This is a genomic window from Sinorhizobium fredii USDA 205, from assembly GCF_001461695.1.
GTDB lineage: Bacteria > Pseudomonadota > Alphaproteobacteria > Rhizobiales > Rhizobiaceae > Sinorhizobium > Sinorhizobium fredii.
The window spans coordinates 25870-44464 of record NZ_AUTC01000090.1 but is presented as its reverse complement, the minus strand read 5'-3'; the positions used below and the strand labels follow the sequence as shown (position 1 = coordinate 44464).

20 protein-coding genes and 1 tRNA gene are annotated in these 18595 nt (G+C 61.3%); 9 read left to right on the top strand and 12 right to left on the bottom strand.

Going from position 1 to position 18595, the window contains the following annotated elements; translation table 11 throughout:
• Positions 1 to 18: 18 nt before the first annotated feature.
• Both N181_RS10220 and N181_RS10215 read right to left on the bottom strand, forming a co-directional pair.
• The gene (locus N181_RS10220) at positions 19 to 684 is read right to left on the bottom strand and encodes a DsbA family oxidoreductase (protein ID WP_014328339.1); all 666 of its coding nucleotides are present in this window, start codon (positions 682 to 684) and stop codon (positions 19 to 21) included.
• 91 nt (positions 685 to 775) lie between these two features.
• Positions 776 to 2590, bottom strand: coding sequence for an extracellular solute-binding protein (locus tag N181_RS10215; protein ID WP_080577290.1), 1815 nt, complete (start codon positions 2588 to 2590; stop codon positions 776 to 778).
• A 335-nt stretch (positions 2591 to 2925) separates the two neighbouring features.
• Between N181_RS10215 and N181_RS10210 the strand changes: the two genes are divergently transcribed.
• Positions 2926 to 3549, top strand: coding sequence for an invasion associated locus B family protein (locus tag N181_RS10210; protein WP_014328341.1), 624 nt, complete (start codon positions 2926 to 2928; stop codon positions 3547 to 3549).
• 147 nt (positions 3550 to 3696) lie between these two features.
• Here the strand turns inward: N181_RS10210 and hspQ are convergent, their stop codons facing one another.
• The 3 genes from hspQ to N181_RS10195 form a co-directional block, all read right to left on the bottom strand.
• Positions 3697 to 4026, bottom strand: coding sequence for a heat shock protein HspQ (gene hspQ, locus N181_RS10205; RefSeq protein ID WP_014328342.1), 330 nt, complete (start codon positions 4024 to 4026; stop codon positions 3697 to 3699).
• A gap of 182 nt (positions 4027 to 4208) precedes the next feature.
• On the bottom strand, positions 4209 to 5618 hold the full coding sequence (gene glnA, locus N181_RS10200; RefSeq protein ID WP_014328343.1) for a type I glutamate--ammonia ligase: 1410 nt from the start codon (positions 5616 to 5618) through the stop codon (positions 4209 to 4211).
• Positions 5619 to 5709: 91 nt separating this feature from the next.
• Positions 5710 to 6048, bottom strand: a complete 339-nt coding sequence (locus N181_RS10195; RefSeq protein WP_003528058.1) for a P-II family nitrogen regulator — start codon at positions 6046 to 6048, stop codon at positions 5710 to 5712.
• Positions 6049 to 6393: 345 nt separating this feature from the next.
• On the opposite strand from N181_RS10195, the gene N181_RS10190 reads away from it, so the two are divergent.
• Complete coding sequence (locus tag N181_RS10190; RefSeq protein WP_014328344.1) at positions 6394 to 7869, top strand: bifunctional ADP-dependent NAD(P)H-hydrate dehydratase/NAD(P)H-hydrate epimerase; 1476 nt, start codon at positions 6394 to 6396, stop codon at positions 7867 to 7869.
• Between the two features lie 13 nt (positions 7870 to 7882).
• Here N181_RS10190 and gpt read toward each other — a convergent pair whose 3' ends face one another.
• Both gpt and N181_RS10180 read right to left on the bottom strand, forming a co-directional pair.
• Positions 7883 to 8380 carry a xanthine phosphoribosyltransferase gene (gene gpt, locus N181_RS10185; RefSeq protein WP_014328345.1) on the bottom strand — a complete coding sequence of 166 codons (498 nt, stop codon included), beginning with the start codon at positions 8378 to 8380 and terminating at the stop codon, positions 7883 to 7885.
• A gap of 187 nt (positions 8381 to 8567) precedes the next feature.
• A complete protein-coding gene (locus N181_RS10180; RefSeq protein ID WP_014328346.1) occupies positions 8568 to 9323 on the bottom strand; it encodes a competence/damage-inducible protein A in 756 nt (251 codons plus the stop codon).
• A 164-nt stretch (positions 9324 to 9487) separates the two neighbouring features.
• On the opposite strand from N181_RS10180, the gene wrbA reads away from it, so the two are divergent.
• The 3 genes from wrbA (at position 9488) to N181_RS10165 (ending at position 10896) form a co-directional block, all read left to right on the top strand.
• Entirely contained in the window at positions 9488 to 10087 is a 600-nt protein-coding gene (gene wrbA, locus N181_RS10175) for an NAD(P)H:quinone oxidoreductase type IV (RefSeq protein WP_014328347.1), read from the top strand.
• A gap of 255 nt (positions 10088 to 10342) precedes the next feature.
• Entirely contained in the window at positions 10343 to 10585 is a 243-nt protein-coding gene (locus tag N181_RS10170; RefSeq protein ID WP_014328348.1) for a DUF2188 domain-containing protein, read from the top strand.
• A gap of 92 nt (positions 10586 to 10677) precedes the next feature.
• The gene (locus N181_RS10165) at positions 10678 to 10896 is read left to right on the top strand and encodes a hypothetical protein (RefSeq protein WP_014328349.1); all 219 of its coding nucleotides are present in this window, start codon (positions 10678 to 10680) and stop codon (positions 10894 to 10896) included.
• An 83-nt stretch (positions 10897 to 10979) separates the two neighbouring features.
• Here the strand turns inward: N181_RS10165 and N181_RS10160 are convergent, their stop codons facing one another.
• Positions 10980 to 11186 carry a hypothetical protein gene (locus N181_RS10160; RefSeq protein WP_014328350.1) on the bottom strand — a complete coding sequence of 69 codons (207 nt, stop codon included), beginning with the start codon at positions 11184 to 11186 and terminating at the stop codon, positions 10980 to 10982.
• Entirely contained in the window at positions 11183 to 11422 is a 240-nt protein-coding gene (locus N181_RS10155; protein ID WP_014328351.1) for a hypothetical protein, read from the bottom strand. Before N181_RS10155 ends, N181_RS10160 begins: the two co-directional genes overlap by 4 nt.
• 342 nt (positions 11423 to 11764) lie before the next feature.
• Here N181_RS10155 and N181_RS10150 point away from each other — a divergent pair.
• Positions 11765 to 11850, top strand: a tRNA-Leu gene (locus N181_RS10150).
• Positions 11851 to 11897: 47 nt separating this feature from the next.
• Here N181_RS10150 and N181_RS10145 read toward each other — a convergent pair.
• On the bottom strand, positions 11898 to 12488 hold the full coding sequence (locus tag N181_RS10145) for a hypothetical protein (RefSeq protein ID WP_014328352.1): 591 nt from the start codon (positions 12486 to 12488) through the stop codon (positions 11898 to 11900).
• Between the two features lie 216 nt (positions 12489 to 12704).
• On the opposite strand from N181_RS10145, the gene ilvA reads away from it, so the two are divergent.
• Together ilvA and N181_RS10135 are read left to right on the top strand one after the other, a co-directional pair.
• Entirely contained in the window at positions 12705 to 13952 is a 1248-nt protein-coding gene (gene ilvA / locus N181_RS10140; RefSeq protein WP_014328353.1) for a threonine ammonia-lyase, read from the top strand.
• A 77-nt stretch (positions 13953 to 14029) separates the two neighbouring features.
• Positions 14030 to 14350 carry an HlyU family transcriptional regulator gene (locus N181_RS10135; RefSeq protein WP_037392765.1) on the top strand — a complete coding sequence of 107 codons (321 nt, stop codon included), beginning with the start codon at positions 14030 to 14032 and terminating at the stop codon, positions 14348 to 14350.
• A 259-nt stretch (positions 14351 to 14609) separates the two neighbouring features.
• Here N181_RS10135 and N181_RS10130 read toward each other — a convergent pair whose 3' ends face one another.
• The gene (locus N181_RS10130; protein WP_014328355.1) at positions 14610 to 16592 is read right to left on the bottom strand and encodes a bifunctional 2',3'-cyclic-nucleotide 2'-phosphodiesterase/3'-nucleotidase; all 1983 of its coding nucleotides are present in this window, start codon (positions 16590 to 16592) and stop codon (positions 14610 to 14612) included.
• Between the two features lie 222 nt (positions 16593 to 16814).
• Here N181_RS10130 and N181_RS10125 point away from each other — a divergent pair, with 222 nt between their 5' ends.
• Entirely contained in the window at positions 16815 to 18062 is a 1248-nt protein-coding gene (locus N181_RS10125) for a GGDEF domain-containing protein (protein WP_037392773.1), read from the top strand.
• Between the two features lie 13 nt (positions 18063 to 18075).
• Here N181_RS10125 and N181_RS10120 read toward each other — a convergent pair whose 3' ends face one another.
• Positions 18076 to 18537 (bottom strand): Lrp/AsnC family transcriptional regulator, encoded by a 462-nt coding sequence (locus N181_RS10120; RefSeq protein WP_014328357.1) that lies wholly within the window; start codon positions 18535 to 18537, stop codon positions 18076 to 18078.
• Positions 18538 to 18595 lie beyond the last annotated feature (58 nt).

Genomic DNA, 18595 nt, shown 5'->3' with positions numbered 1-18595 from the left:
AAAAAGCGCTTGACCCTATCAGTGGGCCGGGCGAGTGGCCTTCATCTGGGCGATTTCGCGAAGCGCATTGGTCAGCACTTCGACGGATTGCGCCCCCATCACCGCATATTGCTGTTCGATGATGAAGCAGGGAACGCCGGTCACGCCGATTTCCCGGGCCATTTCGATTTCCTGCCTGACGGCGTCCTTGTCCGCATCGGAGGTGAAAAGGGCGGCAATGACGGGCCGGTCCAGTCCCGCCTGTTCGGCGATGTCGAGCAGAACGGCGTGATCGCCCACGTTCTTGCCTTCCTCGAAATTCGCCTTGAAGAGCAGCCGTACGGTCTCGGCCTGGGCAGCCGTGCCGCTGGTAGACGCCCAGCGGATGAGGCGATGCGCGTCGAGCGTGTTCGGGCTGATTTTCACCGCATCGAAATCAAAGCCGATTCCGGCTTCCCGGCCTAAATCTTCGAGCATCTGATGCGCCCGGTCGACGGCATCCTGCCCGCCGAGCTTGGCCGCAAGGTGGCGTTTGTGATCGACGCCTTCCGGCGGAAGATCGGGATTGAGCTGATAGGGCCGCCACTGGATCGCGACATCGACCTCGCCTGCGACTTCGGCGATCGCCTGGTCGAGGCGGGCCTTGCCGAGATAGCACCACGGGCAGACGACGTCCGAGACGATATCGATGTTGACGGTTTCCATGGTGGCGGCCTTTCTGTTTCATTCGCCAGCCACATAGGCCGACCGGCCACTTGTTTCAATGCGTTACCAAAAGGGAACCAGCGTACCCTGCCTACTGCACCCGCTCGTCCCACCAGGTCGGCAGTTGATAGCCATAGAGCGGCACCGCCGAGGGACGACCGATATGCTTCCAGCGGGCAATCCATTGTTCGTCGAGGTGATAGAGCGGCACGACATAGGCGTTGTTGACCAGCAGCCGATCATGCGTACGTACGGCGGCGGTGAAATCCTCGGGCGTGCGCGCCTGCAGGATGTTGTTGATCAGCTTGTCGACGTCCTTGTCGGCAACGCCGGCGAAGTTGGAGCTACCTTGGCGATCACGCGAAACGGCCCCCCAGTAGGATATCTGTTCGGCGCCCGGCGATAGCGACGATGGATAGGACTTGATGATCACGTCGTAGTCGAAGGATTGGCTGCGCAGCTGGTATTGGGAATCGTCGACGGTGCGGACCGTTGCGACGATGCCGAGCGGCGCGAGGAAGCGCTGATAGGCAAGCGCGATCTTCTCCTGCCCGGCGTTCTGGCTCATGATCTCGAAGGCAAGCGGCGTACCCTTTGCATCGACCATCTTGCCGTCCTTGATCGAATAGCCGGCCTCACGAAGCAGGGTCACCGCTTCGCGCAACACGTTGCGGTCGCGGCCGGAGCCGTCGGTGACCGGCAGCCGATAGGTCCCGTCAAGGATGGCGGGATTGATCTTCTCCCTCACGTCTCCCATCAGGCCGAGTTCACGGTCGTCGGCCGCGGCGCCCAGGAAGGAGAGCGACGAGTTCTGCCAGTAGCTCTGGGTGCGGGTATAGGCGCCGTCGAACAGGTTCTTGTTGACCCATTCGAAGTCGAAGACGAGGGCGAGGCCCTGCCTGAGCTTGACGTTGTTGAACATCGGCCTGCGGGTGTTGAAGACGAAGCCCAGCATTCCGGAGGGCGTTTTCGGCTTGAAGCTCTCCTTGACCACGTCACCGGAGCGAACGGCGGGGAAATCGTAGGCGCGCGCCCATTTGGTGGCACTGCCTTCCGGATAAAGGTCGATCTCGCCCTTCTTGAAGGCTTCGAAAAGCGTGTTCTCCTGGAGGAAATACTCGACGGAAATCTCGTCGTAATTGTCCACGCCGATCTTCGAGGGCAGCTCCTTGCCCCAATAATCGGGATTGCGGCGATAGATGATCCGCTCGCCCGGTCTCACCTCGGCGACGCGGTAGGGACCCGAGCCGAGCGGCGGCTCGAGCGTCGTGCGGTCGAACGCCTCGACATTGATGGCGTGCTTCGGCATCACCGGCGAAAGCGCCAGCAACAGCGGGAACTCGCGGTCGGCATCCTCCTTCAAGGTGAAGCGAACGCTGCGATCACCGACCTTTTCCATTTTCGCAACCTTCGACAACCGGTTGCTGAAAGGCGCGCGTCCCTTGTCGCGCAGCAATTCGAAGGTGAAGATCACGTCCTCGACGGTCACGGGCTGGCCGTCAGCCCAGCGCGCCTTGGGATTGAGATTGAACTGGATGAAGGTGCGGTCGTCGTCCCATTCGACCGATTCCGCGAGCAGCCCGTACATGGTGAACGGCTCGTCCTGGGAGCGCTGCATCAGCGATTCGTAGACCAGGTTTCCGAACCCCGGGTCCCACATTCCGCGCGCGGTCGTGCGCATGCTTTTCAGGATGAAGGGGTTGAGGCTGTCGAAGGTGCCGACCACTCCATAGGAAATCTTTCCACCCTTTTTGACGTCCGGATTGACGTAGGGAAAATGCTTGAAATCAGCCGGCAGGGCCGGCTCGCCGTGCATGGAGATGGCGTGCACTGGTGCGGCGGCGGCTTCATTGGCCGATATGCTGGTCGCCAGAAGCATGACCAGGCCGGAAAGAACTGCGCGCAACTTCACCTCCCGTAGGATTGGACGGTCCGATTCCCGGCACGTTACCAATGCGCAGGGATATTTCCAACAAGGCAGCGGGGGAAGACGGCTGTGCGGGGCGGCCGCCGTCGTCATCGCAGGCTTGCGACGCCTTGCGCGCCTCGCAGCCAGTTTCCGGTGTTACCGAGCTAAAAAATGCAAGGAAACACTGGATAAACGGCACAAGCCAATGTAACAGGTGTTTCCGGAATCGGGGCCATTCAAAAGCCTCATTTGGCCAACAGGACAACGGCGGCTGACGATACTCACCAGCGGAACGGCTGTTCCGTGGCCGGTTTTCAGGAGACGGAACTACAATGATCTTCAAGTCGAACTTCACCAAACGGGCGGGAATGGCAGCGCTGGCGCTCTCCGTAGCAGCAGCCGGCGCGCCGGGTATCGCCGCTGCGCAGCAGGGCAAGCCGCCGCAGGGTTGGTTCAAGGTTTGCACCAAGCAGGAGGATAACGATGTTTGCATCGTTCAGAACCTGCTCACCGCCAACAATGGTCAGCTCATCACCGCCGTCGGCCTTATCACCGTCTCCGGCAAGGTCAACCGCAAGGTTGTGCAGGTTTCCGTACCGTCCGCGCGAATGATCCCGCCGGGCGTTCAGATGCAGATCGACGGCGGCAAGGGCGTCAAGCTCGACTACGCCATCTGCATGCCCGACAAGTGCGTTGCCGAGGCGCCACTCTCCGACGCACTCATCGCCAACCTCAAGAAGGGCAATGAAGTCGTCTTCACGTCGGTCAATTTCCAGCGCGCCCCCAACCCGATCAAGATGACGCTGGAAGGCTTCACGGGTGTATTCGACGGCGAGCCGATCGAACAGTCGCAGCTCGAAGAGCGTCAGCGTCTGCTGCAGGAAGAAATGCAGAAGAAGGCGGAAGATGCCCGCAAGAAGCTGGAAGAGGCGCAGAAGGCTGCCAAGCAGCAGTAATCGCTTCGCTTTTGAGATTGAGAGAACGCCCGGTGATCAGCCGGGCGTTTTTCGTTGAGCAGATAGGAAAAGGTGCGAATGGTTTCCCTTCCGCACCTTGCGTTCGTGGCATTGTCTGACGCCGGCTCGATCCGAACCCTCGATCGCCTAATGGCGATAATCGGCCCTCGGCCTGTAATGCCCCACATCCGCCTTCTCGAACAGAGCGTCTACCTGGGTGTGGCGGATCGGCTGGTCGCTTTCGTCCGACACGAGGTTCTGTTCCGAGACATAGGCGACATATTCGCTTTCGTCGTTCTCGGCGAACAGATGATAGAAGGGCTGGTCCTTGCTCGGCCGGATCTCCTGGGGAATTGAGTTCCACCATTCTTCGGTGTTCGCATACTCCGGATCGACGTCGAAGATGACGCCGCGAAACGGAAAGAACCGGTGGCGAACAATCTGCCCGATCTCGAATTTCGCGTTTCTCTGTTTCATGACGCAACACATCCTTTCAGACCATTATTTGGGTTGTCGCATGTGGAACATCAATAGGCCCGCCGGGCTGCCGAAAATGCATTGCCTCTGTCGCATTTGAGAAAAGGCGGGCCTCGTTCGAAACCCGCCTTTCGCTTTCATCTCGATTGGACCGGCCGCATCTGACGGGCCAGCGACCGCCATTAGGCGGAGTAGTACATGTCGTATTCGACCGGATGCGGGGTCATCTCGAAGCGCATGACTTCCTGCATCTTGAGTTCGATGAACGAGTCGATCTGGTCGTCGTCGAAGACCCCGCCGGCGGTCAGGAACTTGCGGTCCTTGTCGAGGCTTTCGAGGGCTTCGCGCAGGCTGCCGCAAACCGTCGGGATCTTCTTCAGTTCCTTCGGCGGCAGATCGTAGAGGTCCTTGTCCATCGCCTTGCCGGGATGCAGCTTGTTCTTGATGCCGTCGAGGCCGGCCATCAGCATGGCGGCGAAGGCGAGGTAGGGGTTGGCGGTCGGATCCGGGAAGCGGACTTCGACGCGCTTTGCCTTCGGATTGCTGCCGAACGGAATGCGGCAGGAGGCCGATCGGTTGCGGGCCGAATAGGCCAGCAGAACCGGCGCCTCGTAACCCGGGACGAGACGCTTGTAGGAGTTCGTCGACGGGTTGGTGAAGGCGTTCAGCGCCTTGGCGTGCTTGATGATGCCGCCGATGAAGTAGAGGCAGGTTTCGGACAGCCCCGCATATTCGTCACCGGCGAAGGTCGGCTTGCCGTCCTTCCAGATCGACAGGTGAACGTGCATGCCGGAGCCGTTGTCGCCGAAAACCGGCTTCGGCATGAAGGTCGCGGTCTTGCCGTAGGCGTTGGCAACCTGATGCACGACGTATTTGTAGATCTGCATCTTGTCGGCGTTGCGGACGAGCGCGTCGAACTTGACGCCAAGCTCGTGCTGGGCGGCGGCCACCTCGTGGTGGTGCTTTTCGACCGTGACGCCCATTTCGGCAAGCACCGTCAGCATTTCGGAGCGCATATCCTGGCAGCTGTCGACCGGCGGAACCGGGAAGTATCCGCCCTTGATGCGCGGACGGTGACCGAGGTTGCCGGTCTCATAGTCCGTGTCGTCGTTCGAGGGCAGTTCGGAGCTGTCGAGCTTGAAGCCGGTGTTGTACGGGTCGGCCTTGTACTTGACGTCGTCGAACACGAAGAACTCGGCCTCGGGGCCGACGAAGACGGTGTCGCCAATGCCCGATGCCTTGAGGTAGGCCTCGGCCTTCTTCGCTGTGCCGCGCGGATCGCGGTTGTAGGCTTCGCCGGAAACCGGATCGAGAATATCGCAGACGATGACCATGGTGGACTGCGCGAAGAACGGGTCCATGTGGGCCGTTTCCGGATCGGGCATCAGCACCATGTCGGACTCGTTGATGGCCTTCCAGCCGGCAATCGAAGAGCCATCGAACATCACGCCGTCGGCGAACATGTCCTCGTCGACCACGGCAACGTCCATCGTCACATGCTGCAGCTTGCCCTTCGGATCGGTAAAGCGCAGGTCGACAAACTTGATGTCGTTGTCCTTGATCTGCTTCAGAATTTCACTGGCAGTCGTCATTGTTTGCAATTCCCTGTGTGAGATGACGCAGTTGGAAAATCGGGGCCGGGCGGCCCTCAGGATCGGATGGGGGTATCGGACGGTCAGTCAATCAGATGGCGTCGAGGCCGGTTTCGCCGGTGCGGATTCGGATCACTTCCTCCACATTGGACACGAAAATCTTTCCATCGCCGATGCGGCCGGTTTGGGCGGCATTGCGGATGGCCTCAATGACGGCTTCCGCATTCTCGTCCGCCAGCACGACTTCCACCTTCACTTTCGGCAGGAAATCGACGACGTATTCGGCGCCCCGGTAGAGCTCCGTGTGTCCCTTCTGCCGCCCGAAGCCCTTGGCTTCCGTGACGGTAATCCCCTGCAAGCCGACTTCCTGAAGGGCTTCCTTCACTTCGTCGAGCTTGAAGGGCTTAATGATCGCTTCGATCTTTTTCATGAGAAAATTTCTCTCCGCTTCTCCCTGTAAAGCCGGGTCTTACCCGCTCGCGTTCCAGTATGCATGTAGCGTGCCAATTTTATAGAGGGGTGATGTGAGGAGAGGGAAATTTCACCTGATCACGTCGAGCCCGCCAGCGCTACCTTCCGATCCGCATTGCCACTCTGCCTATTTTTTATGAAGATTCACCCGTTAGAGCGCACTTTCCCCAGGCGATCGCCAAGGTTTCATGTTCGAAGCCTGTTATTTGAGCACCAATAATAGGCAAATGCATAATATGTAATCATGTCGCTTTGTCCGGATGCGCTCTTGTCTGTCGGACAAGGGCGCGCTTAGATCAGTGCCATGCACGACGCGCTTCAAGACATGCTGGTGACGCCGAACGAGATGGCGGCGATCGACAAGGACGCAGCCGATTCCGGCATCGACAGCTTCTCGCTGATGCGCTCGGCGGGGATGGCGGTGTCGGCTGCCGCCCTCCGGCTGTTTCCGGCTGCCTCTCGCTTTGTCGTCCTCTGCGGGCCGGGCAATAATGGCGGCGATGGCTATGTCGCCGCAGAAGCCCTGGCGGAAAGTGGCGCGCAGGTTGCCTTGTTCTCCCTGGGGGACCCCAGAAAGCTTCGGGGTGACGCGGCCAAGGCCCGCAGCGCCTGCCGGCTCGCGGTCGTGGATATCGAATCTTACCAGCCTAAATCGGGCGACGTTATCGTCGACGCGCTGTTCGGGGCAGGGCTCGCTCGCGACCTGGCAGATGCTGCACGGAAGGTCGTCAAGCAGGTGAATGCAAGCCGGATACCGGTTCTGGCGGTCGATCTGCCTTCTGGCATCGACGGCCGCACCGGGGAGGTGCGCGGCGCAAGTTTCACCGCTGCCCATACGGTCACTTTCATGGCGCCGAAGCCCGGGCATGTGCTGATGCCGGGACGTGTGCTGAGCGGCGCGCTCGAGGTCTTCGATATCGGCATCCCGGCTCGGTTGGTGGCGGCGCGGGCAAGCGACCTGCGGATCAACGGGCCGGCCATCTGGAGGCAGTATGCCGTTGGCCCCGAAGCGGGCACGCACAAATACAAGCGCGGTCACCTTGCCGTCCTTTCGGGAGGGCCGACGTCCACCGGTGCGGCGCGGCTCTCGGCAACGGCCGGTCTGGTCGCCGGGGCAGGGCTCGTCACGCTCGGCTCCCCGCGGGAGGCAATGGCCGTCAACGCTTCGCACCTGACGGCCGTCATGCTCAAGGAAATCGGCAGTGCCGCCGACCTCGCCGAATGGCTGCAGGACAAGCGGCTCGGCACATTCGTGCTTGGCCCGGGATTCGGCGTCGGCAAGAAGGCGAGGGACTTCGCCCTGATGCTCTGCGATCGCGCCCTGGTTCTCGATGCCGACGGGATGAGTTCCTTTCAGCAGGCAAGGGGAGAGCTGTTTGAAAAGATCGCAGCAAGTGGCGGCCAGGTTGTCATGACGCCGCACGAAGGTGAGTTTGTGCGCCTCTTCCCGGAGGTTGCCGCGGATGCCGCGCTTTCCAAGATCGAAAAGGCGCAAGCCGCGGCGCGCCTCAGCCATGCGGTGATCGTCTACAAGGGACCCGACACCGTCGTGGCCGCGCCTTCGGGCCGCGCCGTCGTGAATACGAACGCGCCGCCCTGGCTTGCCACTGCCGGATCGGGCGATGTGCTGGCTGGGATGATTGGCGCTCATCTGGCGCAGGGCTTTCCAGCCTTCGAAGCGGCCGCCGCGGCGGTCTGGCGCCACGGCGAGGCGGGGATCCGCGCCGGCCATACCGCGACGGCCGAGATGCTGGTCGAGCATATTCCGCCGCTTCCCTGAAGCGGCGACGGGCTTAGCCGCGTGTTCCCTTGGCGATCGGCTCCTGATAGGTGAGGCCCATGTCCCAGGGGAAATAGATCCAGGTATCCTGGCTCACTTCGGTCACGAAGGTGTCGACCAGCGGGCGGCCCTTCGGCTTGGCGTATACCGCGGCGAAATGCGCCTTGGGCAGCATGGCGCGGACTTCGGCGGCCGTCTTGCCTGTGTCGGTCAGGTCGTCGACGATCAGCACACCTTCGCCGCCGTCCTTGGCGATCTCTGGCGAGATGCCCTTCAGCAGCTTCATCTGCCCCTGCGTGTCGTAGTCGTGATAGGAGGCGATGCAGACGGTTTCGATCATGCGGATGTTGAGTTCCCGGCTGACGATTGCCGCCGGCACGAGGCCGCCACGGGTGATGCAGACCATGGCGCGCCATTCGTGCCCGTTGTCGGCGAGCCGCCAGGCGAGCGCCCGCGCGTCGCGATGGAATTGGTCCCAGGATACGGGAAAGGCTTTTTCGGGAAGAGACATGTGACGCGCTCCGCTTGGTCGATTGGGACTGTGAAGCGCTTCGGCAGATCGGCGTGCCACACGCGGCGCTTCCATGTTGGCGAATGCAATACTGGCAATGAAGCCTGCCGCGCAAGAGCCTGCGTAGCCGGTACGCCGGTCGCATGAACTTGGGGTCGGTTTGTTGTCTTTTTGCTTGCGGACCGGGTTAGCCGCCCTGGCGCGAGCGTGAGATCGCTTCGAGCATCGCCGCCACATCGGCCTCGGCCGCCGCAAGCGCCGACTCGTCGCGGCCGCGGATCACGATATCGGTCGAGAAGCTCTTGCCGTCGAATTTCGGATAGGAACCGATGCTCGTTTCGGGATGGTGCTTTTGCACCTCGGTCAGCGGCGTGCCGATATCGCCTTCGCCAAAGGGGGAGCGCACCGTTCGCGACAGGACCGGCGTACCGGTCTGGAGGCTGGGCAGCAGGCCATCGAGCATCGCCTGGAATACCTGCGGCACCCCGGCCATGACGTAGACATTACCGACCTTGAAGCCCGGGGCGGTCGATACCGGATTGGCGATGTGGTCGGCGCCGACCGGCATGCGCGCCATCTGCTTTCGTGCCTCGGTAAACTCCATGCTACGCCGCTGATACATCGCGCCGAGCAATTCCATCGCCTTGGGATCGTGGACGCACTCCACCCCGAACGCCTTCGAGATGGCGTCGGCGGTGATGTCGTCATGGGTCGGGCCGATGCCGCCGGAGGTGAAGACATGGTCATAGCGGCCGCGCAGCGTATTAACGGCTTCGACGATTGCTTCCTCGTCATCGGCGACGATACGAACCTCCCGCAGATCGATACCGACCATCGTCAGCATGTCGGCAAGGTGGCCGATGTTCTTGTCCTTGGTGCGGCCGGAGAGAAGCTCGTCTCCAATGGCGAGCATGGCAGCGGTGACAACACTGGCACTGTTCATTTTGCGCTCCGGAATGGTTCGGATCGTTTAACACGATCTGCTTACTGTTGAAAAAGACTGAACAGTCTGTCGACCGGTCCCGTTCTGGCAATGGCATGCGATTTGATAAATCCTGCCGGCCGCGGCGATCAAGCGGAATTGCCGGACATCGAAGGAGATTTTCTTTGGCTAAGGTTTTGGTTCTTTACTACTCGGCGTACGGACATATCGAAAAGATGGCCTACGCCGTTGCGGAGGGGGCCGAGTCGGCCGGCGCGGAGGTGTCGGTGAAGCGTGTCCCGGAACTCGTCTCAGAAGAGATCGCCAAGGCTTCCCACTACAAGATCGACCAGCCGGCGCCGGTCGCGACGGTCGAGGAACTGGGCGACTACGACGCGATCATCTTCGGCGCCGGCACGCGCTACGGCACGGTTGCCTCGCAGTTGCGGAATTTCATCGACCAGACCGGCAGCCTCTGGGCGAAGGGCAAATTGGTCGGCAAGGTCGGGTCGGCCTTCACCTCCTCGGCAACCCAGCATGGCGGTCAGGAATCGACCATCCTCGGCCTGATCCCCACCATGCTGCATCATGGCATGGTGGTCGTTGGTCTGCCATACGCCTTCCAGGGGCAGATGGGCATTGACGAGATCAAGGGTGGCTCCCCCTATGGCGCATCGACGATCACCGGCGGCGACGGCTCGCGCCAGCCGTCCGAGGTCGAGCTCGACGCGGCCCGCTTCCAGGGCGCCCATGTCGCGCGGATCGCCGCCAAGCTGGCCGACTGATCCCAATCGAATTAGCTAGTCCCATGCGAACGCGGCCCCCTCTCGGGGCCGCGTTTTCCATTGAAATCGTTCAGCAATTGAAGTCGGGGAGGGAGGTCGTGGAGCAGCTTTCAAAAATGGCACAACTCTAGCCAATTTGTGTTAACATCGCGCCGTCCAGCGTGGACACGCCACAGGCAAGGAGGAGCATAGCGGCCGTGCGGCAACGGCCCAACCGGGGGCATGATTGTCTCTGGAAATCCACGGGAGTGAAGAATGGCGCGGATCATCTATTCGATCGTTCAACACGACGGAGGCTGGGCCTACAAGGCAGCCGACGCGTATTCAGAGTCCTTTCCCAGTCGCGAGATGGCGCTGGCGGCCGCAAGAGTTGCGGCGGCGGAACAGCAGGTCGGCGGCGACGATGAGGAAATCAGCTTCCAGGATGAGCAGGGAAACTGGCATTTCGAACACGCCGATGGAGGAGATCGACCTGAAGCAACCGTCGAGGATGGCTGAGAGTTCATAGGGGCCTTTGCCTGCGGACCGATGTTTCGCCCCTAATCCCAGGTCGTCCACGGACGCGAGCAACAGCGCGACGGAGGATATCTATGCACTATAGCGTTCAGATCTTCACCTGGACCGCTCGGGAGGGCGTTCACCAGGTCGGATCGGTCATCGAAATCGATGCCCCCAACCCAAAGGCGGCCGCCGTGTCGCTGCTCGGGTTACGGCTCGAAGACAAAGGCGAATCGTCAAAATTGGCAGTCCGGGTCTGGCGCGGCGAAGACGCCCAGAAAGCCGATTGCGATTATTTCTTTTATCACTGAGACGGCCGCGCACGGCGCCGTTTCCATGAATGAGGCGGCAGGCCCCGGCATTCGCGTATGAGGCGAGTGTCGGCGTCGAGGCGTCACGCCGACTCACGTCGTGAAGGACGTGTCTCGCGCGGTTTTCGCACAAGCATGCCTATCCATCCCGTCCTCTGCCCCGGCAGGTCGCGAGCGCGGATCTCCGCTTGGCGCGCCTCGATGGCGCTGGCGAAGGCGTCCTTCATGGCGTCGATGGCGCGGCGCTTCTCGGCGAGATCATCGCAATTGACCGAAACCTCCTGCGTCATGCCGGCCTCCTCTGGTCGAGGGACCGATCGACGAACGATCGTCCGGCGGCCAGGAGCAGGCGCTCATCCCGCGTACCGGCCTGATACTCTTCGATCAGCATCCGGCCGTATCGCTGCGCCTGGGCACTCTTGCGCGGCCACCGGTACTCGCTGCACAGCCGGTCGAAGACACGCTGAAGCGCGTCGAGGTCCTCCGGCCACAAAGGTGTGTTGCTGGACGCTCGCAATGGACGCACGCCGATCCCCTCAGCCAAAAAGGACAGTTTTGAGGTCAACACATTGCCAGCAACACGCAAGGATTGAACCCCTGGCGAATCAGGGGTTTGGGTGAATTTTGTCAAGAACGTGGCACTGAGATTGGACCGCACCTCAGTTGAAGGGAGGTAAGTGGCAGCCTTCCGGCGGGAATTCCCAAAACGCTCTGCATGATGCCTTAAATCGGAATCGATTTAAGGACAAAATCATACAGAATTTCAAAGTGCTGCAGCGACCTTTGCGCGTCCGATAGTACGCGCGGCGTGTAGGTGCCCGCAAAACTTGCTTGACTGAAGCGTCTAAGTAATTGAATTAAGTCACGCGCGGACATGGTGGAATTGGTATACACAACAGACTTAAAATCTGTCGCTTCAATAGCTTACGGGTTCGAGTCCCGTTGTCCGCACCAACTGCTCCGCGTAGAAATTGCAGTGGACCCTCTCACGCAATCTCCCGCTACTCACCCGCAATCTTGAATGGCTGGTCGACGCTGGCGCTCTTGCCGCTGTTGATGTCGTTGAAGCGGAAGCGCAGGACGTAGTCTCCGGCCGGCGCCCCGGAAACGTCGACGGTGAGCGTCGCATATATCTCCTGGTTGCGGAGGTAGCCGGTGAAGGTGAAGTCGCCGAAGGCCTTGCGGGTCGCCAGCACCTCGCCCTTCGGGCTGACGATGTCGAGATCGACGGTGAAGCGCGTCTCGAGCTTGCCCTTGGCGCTTGCCTCCTTCCAGGTGAGCCCAACCGGTTCGACATAGGAGACGAGCGTTTCGCCCGTCTTGAAGACCGAATCCTGCTTCGGTTCGTACATGGCGTAGCCGGCCGGTTCGGCCGTGACGAAAACCGCCTTGCCAATCGTGAAGGGAAGGGTCTGTGCGAATGCGCTGACCGCCTGGCGCAGCGTTTCCCGCGCGCCCGCTGCATCGCCGGAGTCTGCCTGTTTTTCCGCCTTCGCCGCAGCGTCGGAAAGCGGGCCGGCCGCGGCTTCGCAAACGGCGACGGCCGGAGCCGCCAGTGCCAGCATTGCAAGCATGGGCAGGTAGTTCGCCATCGCAGGTCCCCAGCATCCTGACTGCCCAAACTGTCGGCATTTGGCATCCGCAAGTCAAGACGAAGGAGCCTGCGGCGACGCAGCAGATCGGCGTAGAGTGACCTTTCCCGAGCACTGCCGAGCGTCGAAAAGCGCGACCTGTCAAATCGATGGTTTCAACCTCGACAATGTGCGATAGCGACGGCGATCTGAATAACCAACGGATGATGGCACGAGATGAAGCAGGATGTTGAACAGGCGGCCGCGGCGATGCGCGAGATTTTTCCGGCGACACCGCTGCAGCTCAACGACCATCTGAGCGCGCGCTACGGCGCCACGGTCTATCTGAAGCGCGAGGATCTTTCGCCGGTGCGCTCCTACAAGATCCGCGGCGCCTTCAACTTCTTCCGCAAGGCGCTTGCATCGGGTGCTTCGGGCAAGACCTTCGTCTGCGCCTCGGCCGGAAACCATGCGCAGGGCTTTGCCTTCGTCTGCCGGCACTTCTCCGTTCCGGGCATCGTCTTCATGCCGGTGACGACGCCGCAGCAGAAGATCGACAAGACCCGCATCTTCGGCGGCGAATACATTACCATCCGCCTCGTCGGCGATATTTTCGACCAGTGCTACCAGGCCGCGCGCGACCACGTCGAGGCGATCGCCGGCATCATGGTGCCGCCATTCGACCACGCCGACATCATCGAGGGACAGGCGAGCGTCGCGGCGGAAATCGTCGAGCAATTGCCGGACGGCGCGGTCCCCGATCTTGTCGTGCTGCCCGTCGGCGGCGGCGGACTGGCGGCCGGGGTGACCGGCTATTTCGGCGATGCCCTGACGACCGATCAATTCATGTTTTGCGAGCCGGAGGGCGCGCCGAGCCTGCGGCGCAGCCTTGAGGCGGGCAGTGTCGTGACACTCGATCAGGTGGACAATTTCGTCGACGGCGCGGCGGTGGGCCGGATCGGCGATCTCAATTTCGCGGCGCTCAGCGGCTTTGCGCCGGAACAGGTGATGCTTCTCGCCGAAAACGCCATCTGCCTGACGATCACCGAAATGCTGAACGTCGAAGGTGTGGTTCTCGAGCCGGCCGGAGCCTTGTCCATCACCGCGCTGGAAGCGCTCGGTCGCGAGGCGCTGGAAGGCAAGACGGTGGTCGCCGTCGTTTCCGGCGGCAATTTCGACTTCGAGCGCCTGCCCGACGTGAAGGAGCGGGCGATGCGTTACGCGGGTCTGAAGAAATACTTCATCCTGCGCATGGCGCAGCGGCCTGGCGCCCTGCGCGATTTTCTCAATCTGCTGGGCGAGGAGGATGACATTGCCCGGTTCGAATATCTCAAGAAATCGGCGCGCAACTTCGGTTCCGTCCTGATCGGCATCGAGACCAAACATGCGGAAAACTTCCCGCTGCTGAAGCAGCGCTTCGACGCGGCGGGGCTCAGATATCAGGACATTACCGAGAACGAGATTCTCGCCAATCTGGTCATTTGACGGCCGTCGGTGGCTGGCTGCGCAGTCCAGCCAACTTTGGCTTTGACAGAGGCAGCCGCCACGGCTAACCATGAGGCATGGCATCGTTTTTCTCGAAATTGTTCGGCTTCTCAAGCGGCTCCGAAAAGCAGGCCGAGCCCGTTCCAGGCAAGACTGAGACCTATGCGGATTGCCTGATCCGTGCCACGCCGATGCGCGAGGGCGCGCAGTTCCGGCTGGCCGGCAGCATCGAAAAGGCGATGCCGGATGGCGGCACGAAAGTGCGCAATTTCATCCGTGCCGATCTGTTCACCACCGAGCAGGACGCCATCGATTCGGTGCTCCGCAAGGGGCGGCAGATTATCGATGAGCAGCGCGCGGCGCTCTTTTCCGACGAGGCCCAGTCCCGGTCGGTGTAAGCGGCACAATCTGTTCTGCAGCAATCGGTTGCAGAATTTCTTTGATATGTAAGTCGAGGTTCTGGGGCGCTAACCCCCTCTGGCCTGCCGGCCGTCTCCCCCACAAGGGGGGAGACTATGTGCGGCTCGCCCCTTGCCCCGACCGGTGTCAGGTCTGCAAGCGGAACGGTTCGATTGAAGCGCAGAGCGGGCCACATCTAGTCTCCCCCCTTGTGGGGGAGATGGCCGGCAGGCCAGAGGGGGTAGCCATTTGCACCCTCTATAGCCTGATGCGAAAACGGGCGAAGCCGTCGGCGCCGTCGCCGGCGTCTTCGACGGTGACGGCCTTGACCTCAGCCAGGAACTGCCTTGCCTTTGGGCTGCTGTCAAAGATGACGCTGGTGTCTTTGAGCGGCGCAAACTTCCAATTGGCGTCGGCCGACGGGTTGATCGTCCCTTGCTCCACGATGTAGCGCACGATCACGTCGCGATTGGTATCGGGGGCGACGAAGATGACCTTGTCGGCGGCGATCTCCGGAAAATGCCCCCCGCCGCCGGCGCGGTAGTTATTGGTTGCCACGACGAATTTTTGGGCCGGATCGATCGACGTGCCGTAGAACTGCAGGTCGCGGATGCGGCTGGCCGTGGCGTTCACCACATTGCCGTCCTTGTCGTATTTGGCCGGTTGCGAAAGGTCGATCTGATAGGAGACACCGTCGATCACGTCGAAATTGTAGGACGGGAAGTCGCCGTTGATCAGGCTGGCGTCAGTTGACCCCGGGGCGATCTGGTTGAAGATGCCGGCCGACATTTCGAGCCAGTTGCGCACCTGCTCGCCGGTGATGACGACCGCCTGCACGGTATTGGGATAGAGGTAGAGATCGGCGACGTTCTTGATGGCGATGTCGCCGGCCGCAACGTCGGTATAGTAGTCGGCACCGCCGCGGCCGCCCGCCTTGAAGGGGGCTGCCGCCGAAAGCACCGGCAGGTCCTTGTGCTCGGTGTCCTTCAGCATATTGCGGATGTACCAGGTCTGCGCCTGGCTGACGATCTGCACGGAGGGATCGTCGGCGACGAGGGCGAAGTAGGAGTAAAGTGGCGCGGAGGTCTTGCCGACGGGGGTGCGGACATAGGCGAGCGTCGCCTCGTGGTCCTTCTGCGCCGCCGCCAGCACCTCCGACTTGTCGCCGACCTCGGCGATGACCTTCTTCTCCTCCCGCCGGTAGATCGGCCGTGCTTCGCTCGTTGAACTGATCACCCGCCACGCGCCGCCGTCGCGCTCGACGAGCAGGTCGATCAAGCCCAGATGGGAGCCCCAGAAGCCGCCCATCACGCCGGGTTTGCCGGAGATCAGCCCTGTCTTGTTGTCGATGCCTCCGATCGAAGCGAACTTCGGCCCGGGAAAATCGAGATGGCTGTGGCCGGTGACGATCGCATCGATGCCGTCGATCGCCGCCAACGGCACCGAGGCGTTTTCGAGGTTCTCGGCATAGGCCTGCTGTCCGATGCCGGAGTGGGAAAGAGCGATGACGATATCGGCGCCTTCCTCGCGCATCTGCGGCACCCAGGCTTCCGCGGCCCTGACGATGTCGCGAGCGTTTGCCTTTCCTTCGAGGTGCTTGGCGTCCCAGGTCATGATCTGCGGCGGCACGAATCCGATCAGCCCGATCCGGATCGGGTGCTCCTGGCCGGCGCCGTCCTTCACCTTTCGATCGAGGATGACGTAGGGCTTGAGGAAAAGCTGGTCCTGCCGGGGGCCAGCGGCGAGTGCACCCTTGGTCAGGTTGGCACAGACGATCGGAAAGTTCGCGCCTTGGAGCACATTGAACATGAAGTCCAGGCCGTAGTTGAACTCGTGGTTTCCGAGCGTGCCGCAGTCGTAGCCGAGTACGTTCATGGCGGCGATGATCGGGTGAATGTCGCCCGCCTTCATGCCGCGCTTGTAGGCGATGTAATCGCCCATCGGGTTGCCCTGCAGGAAGTCGCCGTTGTCGACGAGGATGGCGTTGGTCGCCTCGGCGCGGATCGCATCGATGATCGAGGCGGTGCGTGCGAGGCCGAGCGTATCGTTTGGCTTGTCGGCGTAGTAGTCGTAGGGGAACACGTGCACGTGCAGGTCTGTCGTTTCCATGATCCTGAGATGGGCCTGGTTGGCGGCGGCCCGCACGGAGAAGGGATGCAGGACGGCGAGGGCGGAGGAGGCAGCCAAGCCGCCGAGCAGGGCGCGGCGGGTAATGGGATGCAATGCGGTCGTCGAAGTCATGGCGGTCTCCGTATCCAGGCCTCGTTCGGATAGATCAAGACGTGCAAGCGGCCGCCATGGCGGCCGTCTGTGCAACCTGACCGCGCGACTATGACCGACTGCCGCCGAACCGCAAGGGGCGGAATCTTGCCTCGTCCTTGCCCGCATAGGTCGCTCGGTAAAGCTTTATTCAAGTTCTAGCGTTAAGGAGCGATCAAGTGAAAACGAAAGTCTCCTCAGCGCATGCCATACGCCAATCTCATGCTCCTGCTTGCCGAGGCCTTGGTCTATGTAGCGTCGATGATCGGGCTTCTGCACTTGCGCTCCCGTCTGGGGCTCGGCGTCTTCGTGGCGGCCCTCGGCGTCATGCATTTCATCGAGACCTATCTTGCCGCCGTCTTCTATGTTCAACTGCCATTCGGAGTGATTTCTCCCGGCTCGGCCGTATTCTTTTCCGGCAAGCTCATGATGATCCTCCTCCTGTATGTGAAGGAGGACGCGGCGACCGTCCGCCAGCCGATCTACGGATTGCTCGCCGGTAACTTCCTGACCGTGGCGCTCAGCCTTCTTTTGAGGCGGCATGAGACAGTGTCGATCGTTCCCGGCCGTTTCGCCGATATCGCCTTCATCGATGAAATGGGCTGGCTGATGGTCTGGGGCACGACGCTCCTCTATTTCGACTCTCTGATCATCATCCTGCTTTACGAGAAGCTCGGTCGATGGTTTCGCCGCTTCGTCACGATCCGCTTCCTGATCTGCGGCGTCGTGGTGCTGACATTCGACCAGGTCGGCTTTTATGCCGCGCTCCACTTCATCAACGGCGCGCCTTCGGATTTCTTCTGGGGCGGGTGGATGGCGAAGATGCTGGCGGCGCCCTTTTATGCCGTCGCAATCGGCTTTTATCTCACGGCTTCCCGTCACACCTTCCTGGCGATTTCGGACCGGCCTCTCGGCGACGTCTTCAACGATCTTACCTTCCGTGAGCGCTACGAGGATCTGCTGTCGCGTTCCGGTCACGATACGCTGACGGGTGCGCTGGACCGTGGCCGCTTCGAAGCACAGGGGCAGCGGATGATGCGCGACGCGGTGGCGGCAAGCGTTCCGCTCAGCCTGATGATCATCGACGTCGACCGTTTCAAGAGCGTCAACGACCAGTTCGGCCACATGGAAGGCGATCGCGTGCTGAAAAAGCTGGCCGAGACGGTGAGGGCAAAGCTCCGGCCGGCGGACCTGCTTTTCCGCTATGGCGGTGAGGAGTTCATCGTGCTCTGCCCAGGCATTCCCTATGCGGATGTTCATTCACGGGCCGAGGACATACGGCTTGCCGTCTCCGCCGCGGTCAAGACTCCGAACGGTCATCCGGTGACCACCAGCATCGGCGTTTCATCGACCCTTGCCGACGGTGCCCGGATTCACGAACTCCTGGCCGAGGCGGATATTCGTCTCTATGCGGCCAAGAACACCGGCCGCAACTGCGTCGTCGGGCGCTGATCCACAGGGCACTTCAGATCCCGACATTAGGGCGGTCGATGACCTCTCGCAGCGAGAAGCTCGAGTTGATTTTCACCACATGTGGCAGGGCCGACAGCCAGTCGCGGTGAATGCGCTCGTAGTCTTCGAGATCCCTCGCTGCGACGCGCAGAATGTAGTCGTATTCCCCGGACATCAGGTAGCAGACGAGCACATTGGGACAGAGCTTTACCGCCGATTCGAATTCGGCGAGCGTCTTGGCGAACTGGCCGGAGAGCGAAATATGCACGATGACCATGATCTTGTAGTCGAGCGCCTTGTGCGCGATGCGTGCATGGTAGCCGGCGATCGTGCCGGATTTCTCGAGGATGTCGACCCGCCGCGAACAGGCCGACGGCGATAGCCCGACCTTGGCGGCGAGGTCGGCATTCGAGATCCTGCCATCCTCCTGCAAGACTCGCAGAATCGAACGATCAATGGCATCCAGTTCGCTCATTCGTGCTTTCCTCTAAAAATCTCGTTAGTCCTGCAATAAACCACGAATTCCATGCGCC

What these genes read in the sequence shown, in the direction of transcription:
- N181_RS10220 (WP_014328339.1), bottom strand. Translation starts at nt 684, where the DNA reads ATGGAAACCGTCAACATCGATATCGTCTCGGACGTCGTCTGCCCGTGG.
- N181_RS10210 (WP_014328341.1), top strand. Translation starts at nt 2,926, where the DNA reads ATGATCTTCAAGTCGAACTTCACCAAACGGGCGGGAATGGCAGCGCTG.
- hspQ (WP_014328342.1), bottom strand. Translation starts at nt 4,026, where the DNA reads ATGAAACAGAGAAACGCGAAATTCGAGATCGGGCAGATTGTTCGCCAC.
- glnA (WP_014328343.1), bottom strand. Translation starts at nt 5,618, where the DNA reads ATGACGACTGCCAGTGAAATTCTGAAGCAGATCAAGGACAACGACATC.
- N181_RS10195 (WP_003528058.1), bottom strand. Translation starts at nt 6,048, where the DNA reads ATGAAAAAGATCGAAGCGATCATTAAGCCCTTCAAGCTCGACGAAGTG.
- N181_RS10190 (WP_014328344.1), top strand. Translation starts at nt 6,394, where the DNA reads ATGCACGACGCGCTTCAAGACATGCTGGTGACGCCGAACGAGATGGCG.
- gpt (WP_014328345.1), bottom strand. Translation starts at nt 8,380, where the DNA reads ATGTCTCTTCCCGAAAAAGCCTTTCCCGTATCCTGGGACCAATTCCAT.
- N181_RS10180 (WP_014328346.1), bottom strand. Translation starts at nt 9,323, where the DNA reads ATGAACAGTGCCAGTGTTGTCACCGCTGCCATGCTCGCCATTGGAGAC.
- N181_RS10170 (WP_014328348.1), top strand. Translation starts at nt 10,343, where the DNA reads ATGGCGCGGATCATCTATTCGATCGTTCAACACGACGGAGGCTGGGCC.
- N181_RS10165 (WP_014328349.1), top strand. Translation starts at nt 10,678, where the DNA reads ATGCACTATAGCGTTCAGATCTTCACCTGGACCGCTCGGGAGGGCGTT.
- N181_RS10160 (WP_014328350.1), bottom strand. Translation starts at nt 11,186, where the DNA reads ATGACGCAGGAGGTTTCGGTCAATTGCGATGATCTCGCCGAGAAGCGC.
- N181_RS10145 (WP_014328352.1), bottom strand. Translation starts at nt 12,488, where the DNA reads ATGGCGAACTACCTGCCCATGCTTGCAATGCTGGCACTGGCGGCTCCG.
- ilvA (WP_014328353.1), top strand. Translation starts at nt 12,705, where the DNA reads ATGAAGCAGGATGTTGAACAGGCGGCCGCGGCGATGCGCGAGATTTTT.
- N181_RS10135 (WP_037392765.1), top strand. Translation starts at nt 14,030, where the DNA reads ATGGCATCGTTTTTCTCGAAATTGTTCGGCTTCTCAAGCGGCTCCGAA.
- N181_RS10130 (WP_014328355.1), bottom strand. Translation starts at nt 16,592, where the DNA reads ATGACTTCGACGACCGCATTGCATCCCATTACCCGCCGCGCCCTGCTC.
- N181_RS10125 (WP_037392773.1), top strand. Translation starts at nt 16,815, where the DNA reads ATGCCATACGCCAATCTCATGCTCCTGCTTGCCGAGGCCTTGGTCTAT.
- N181_RS10120 (WP_014328357.1), bottom strand. Translation starts at nt 18,537, where the DNA reads ATGAGCGAACTGGATGCCATTGATCGTTCGATTCTGCGAGTCTTGCAG.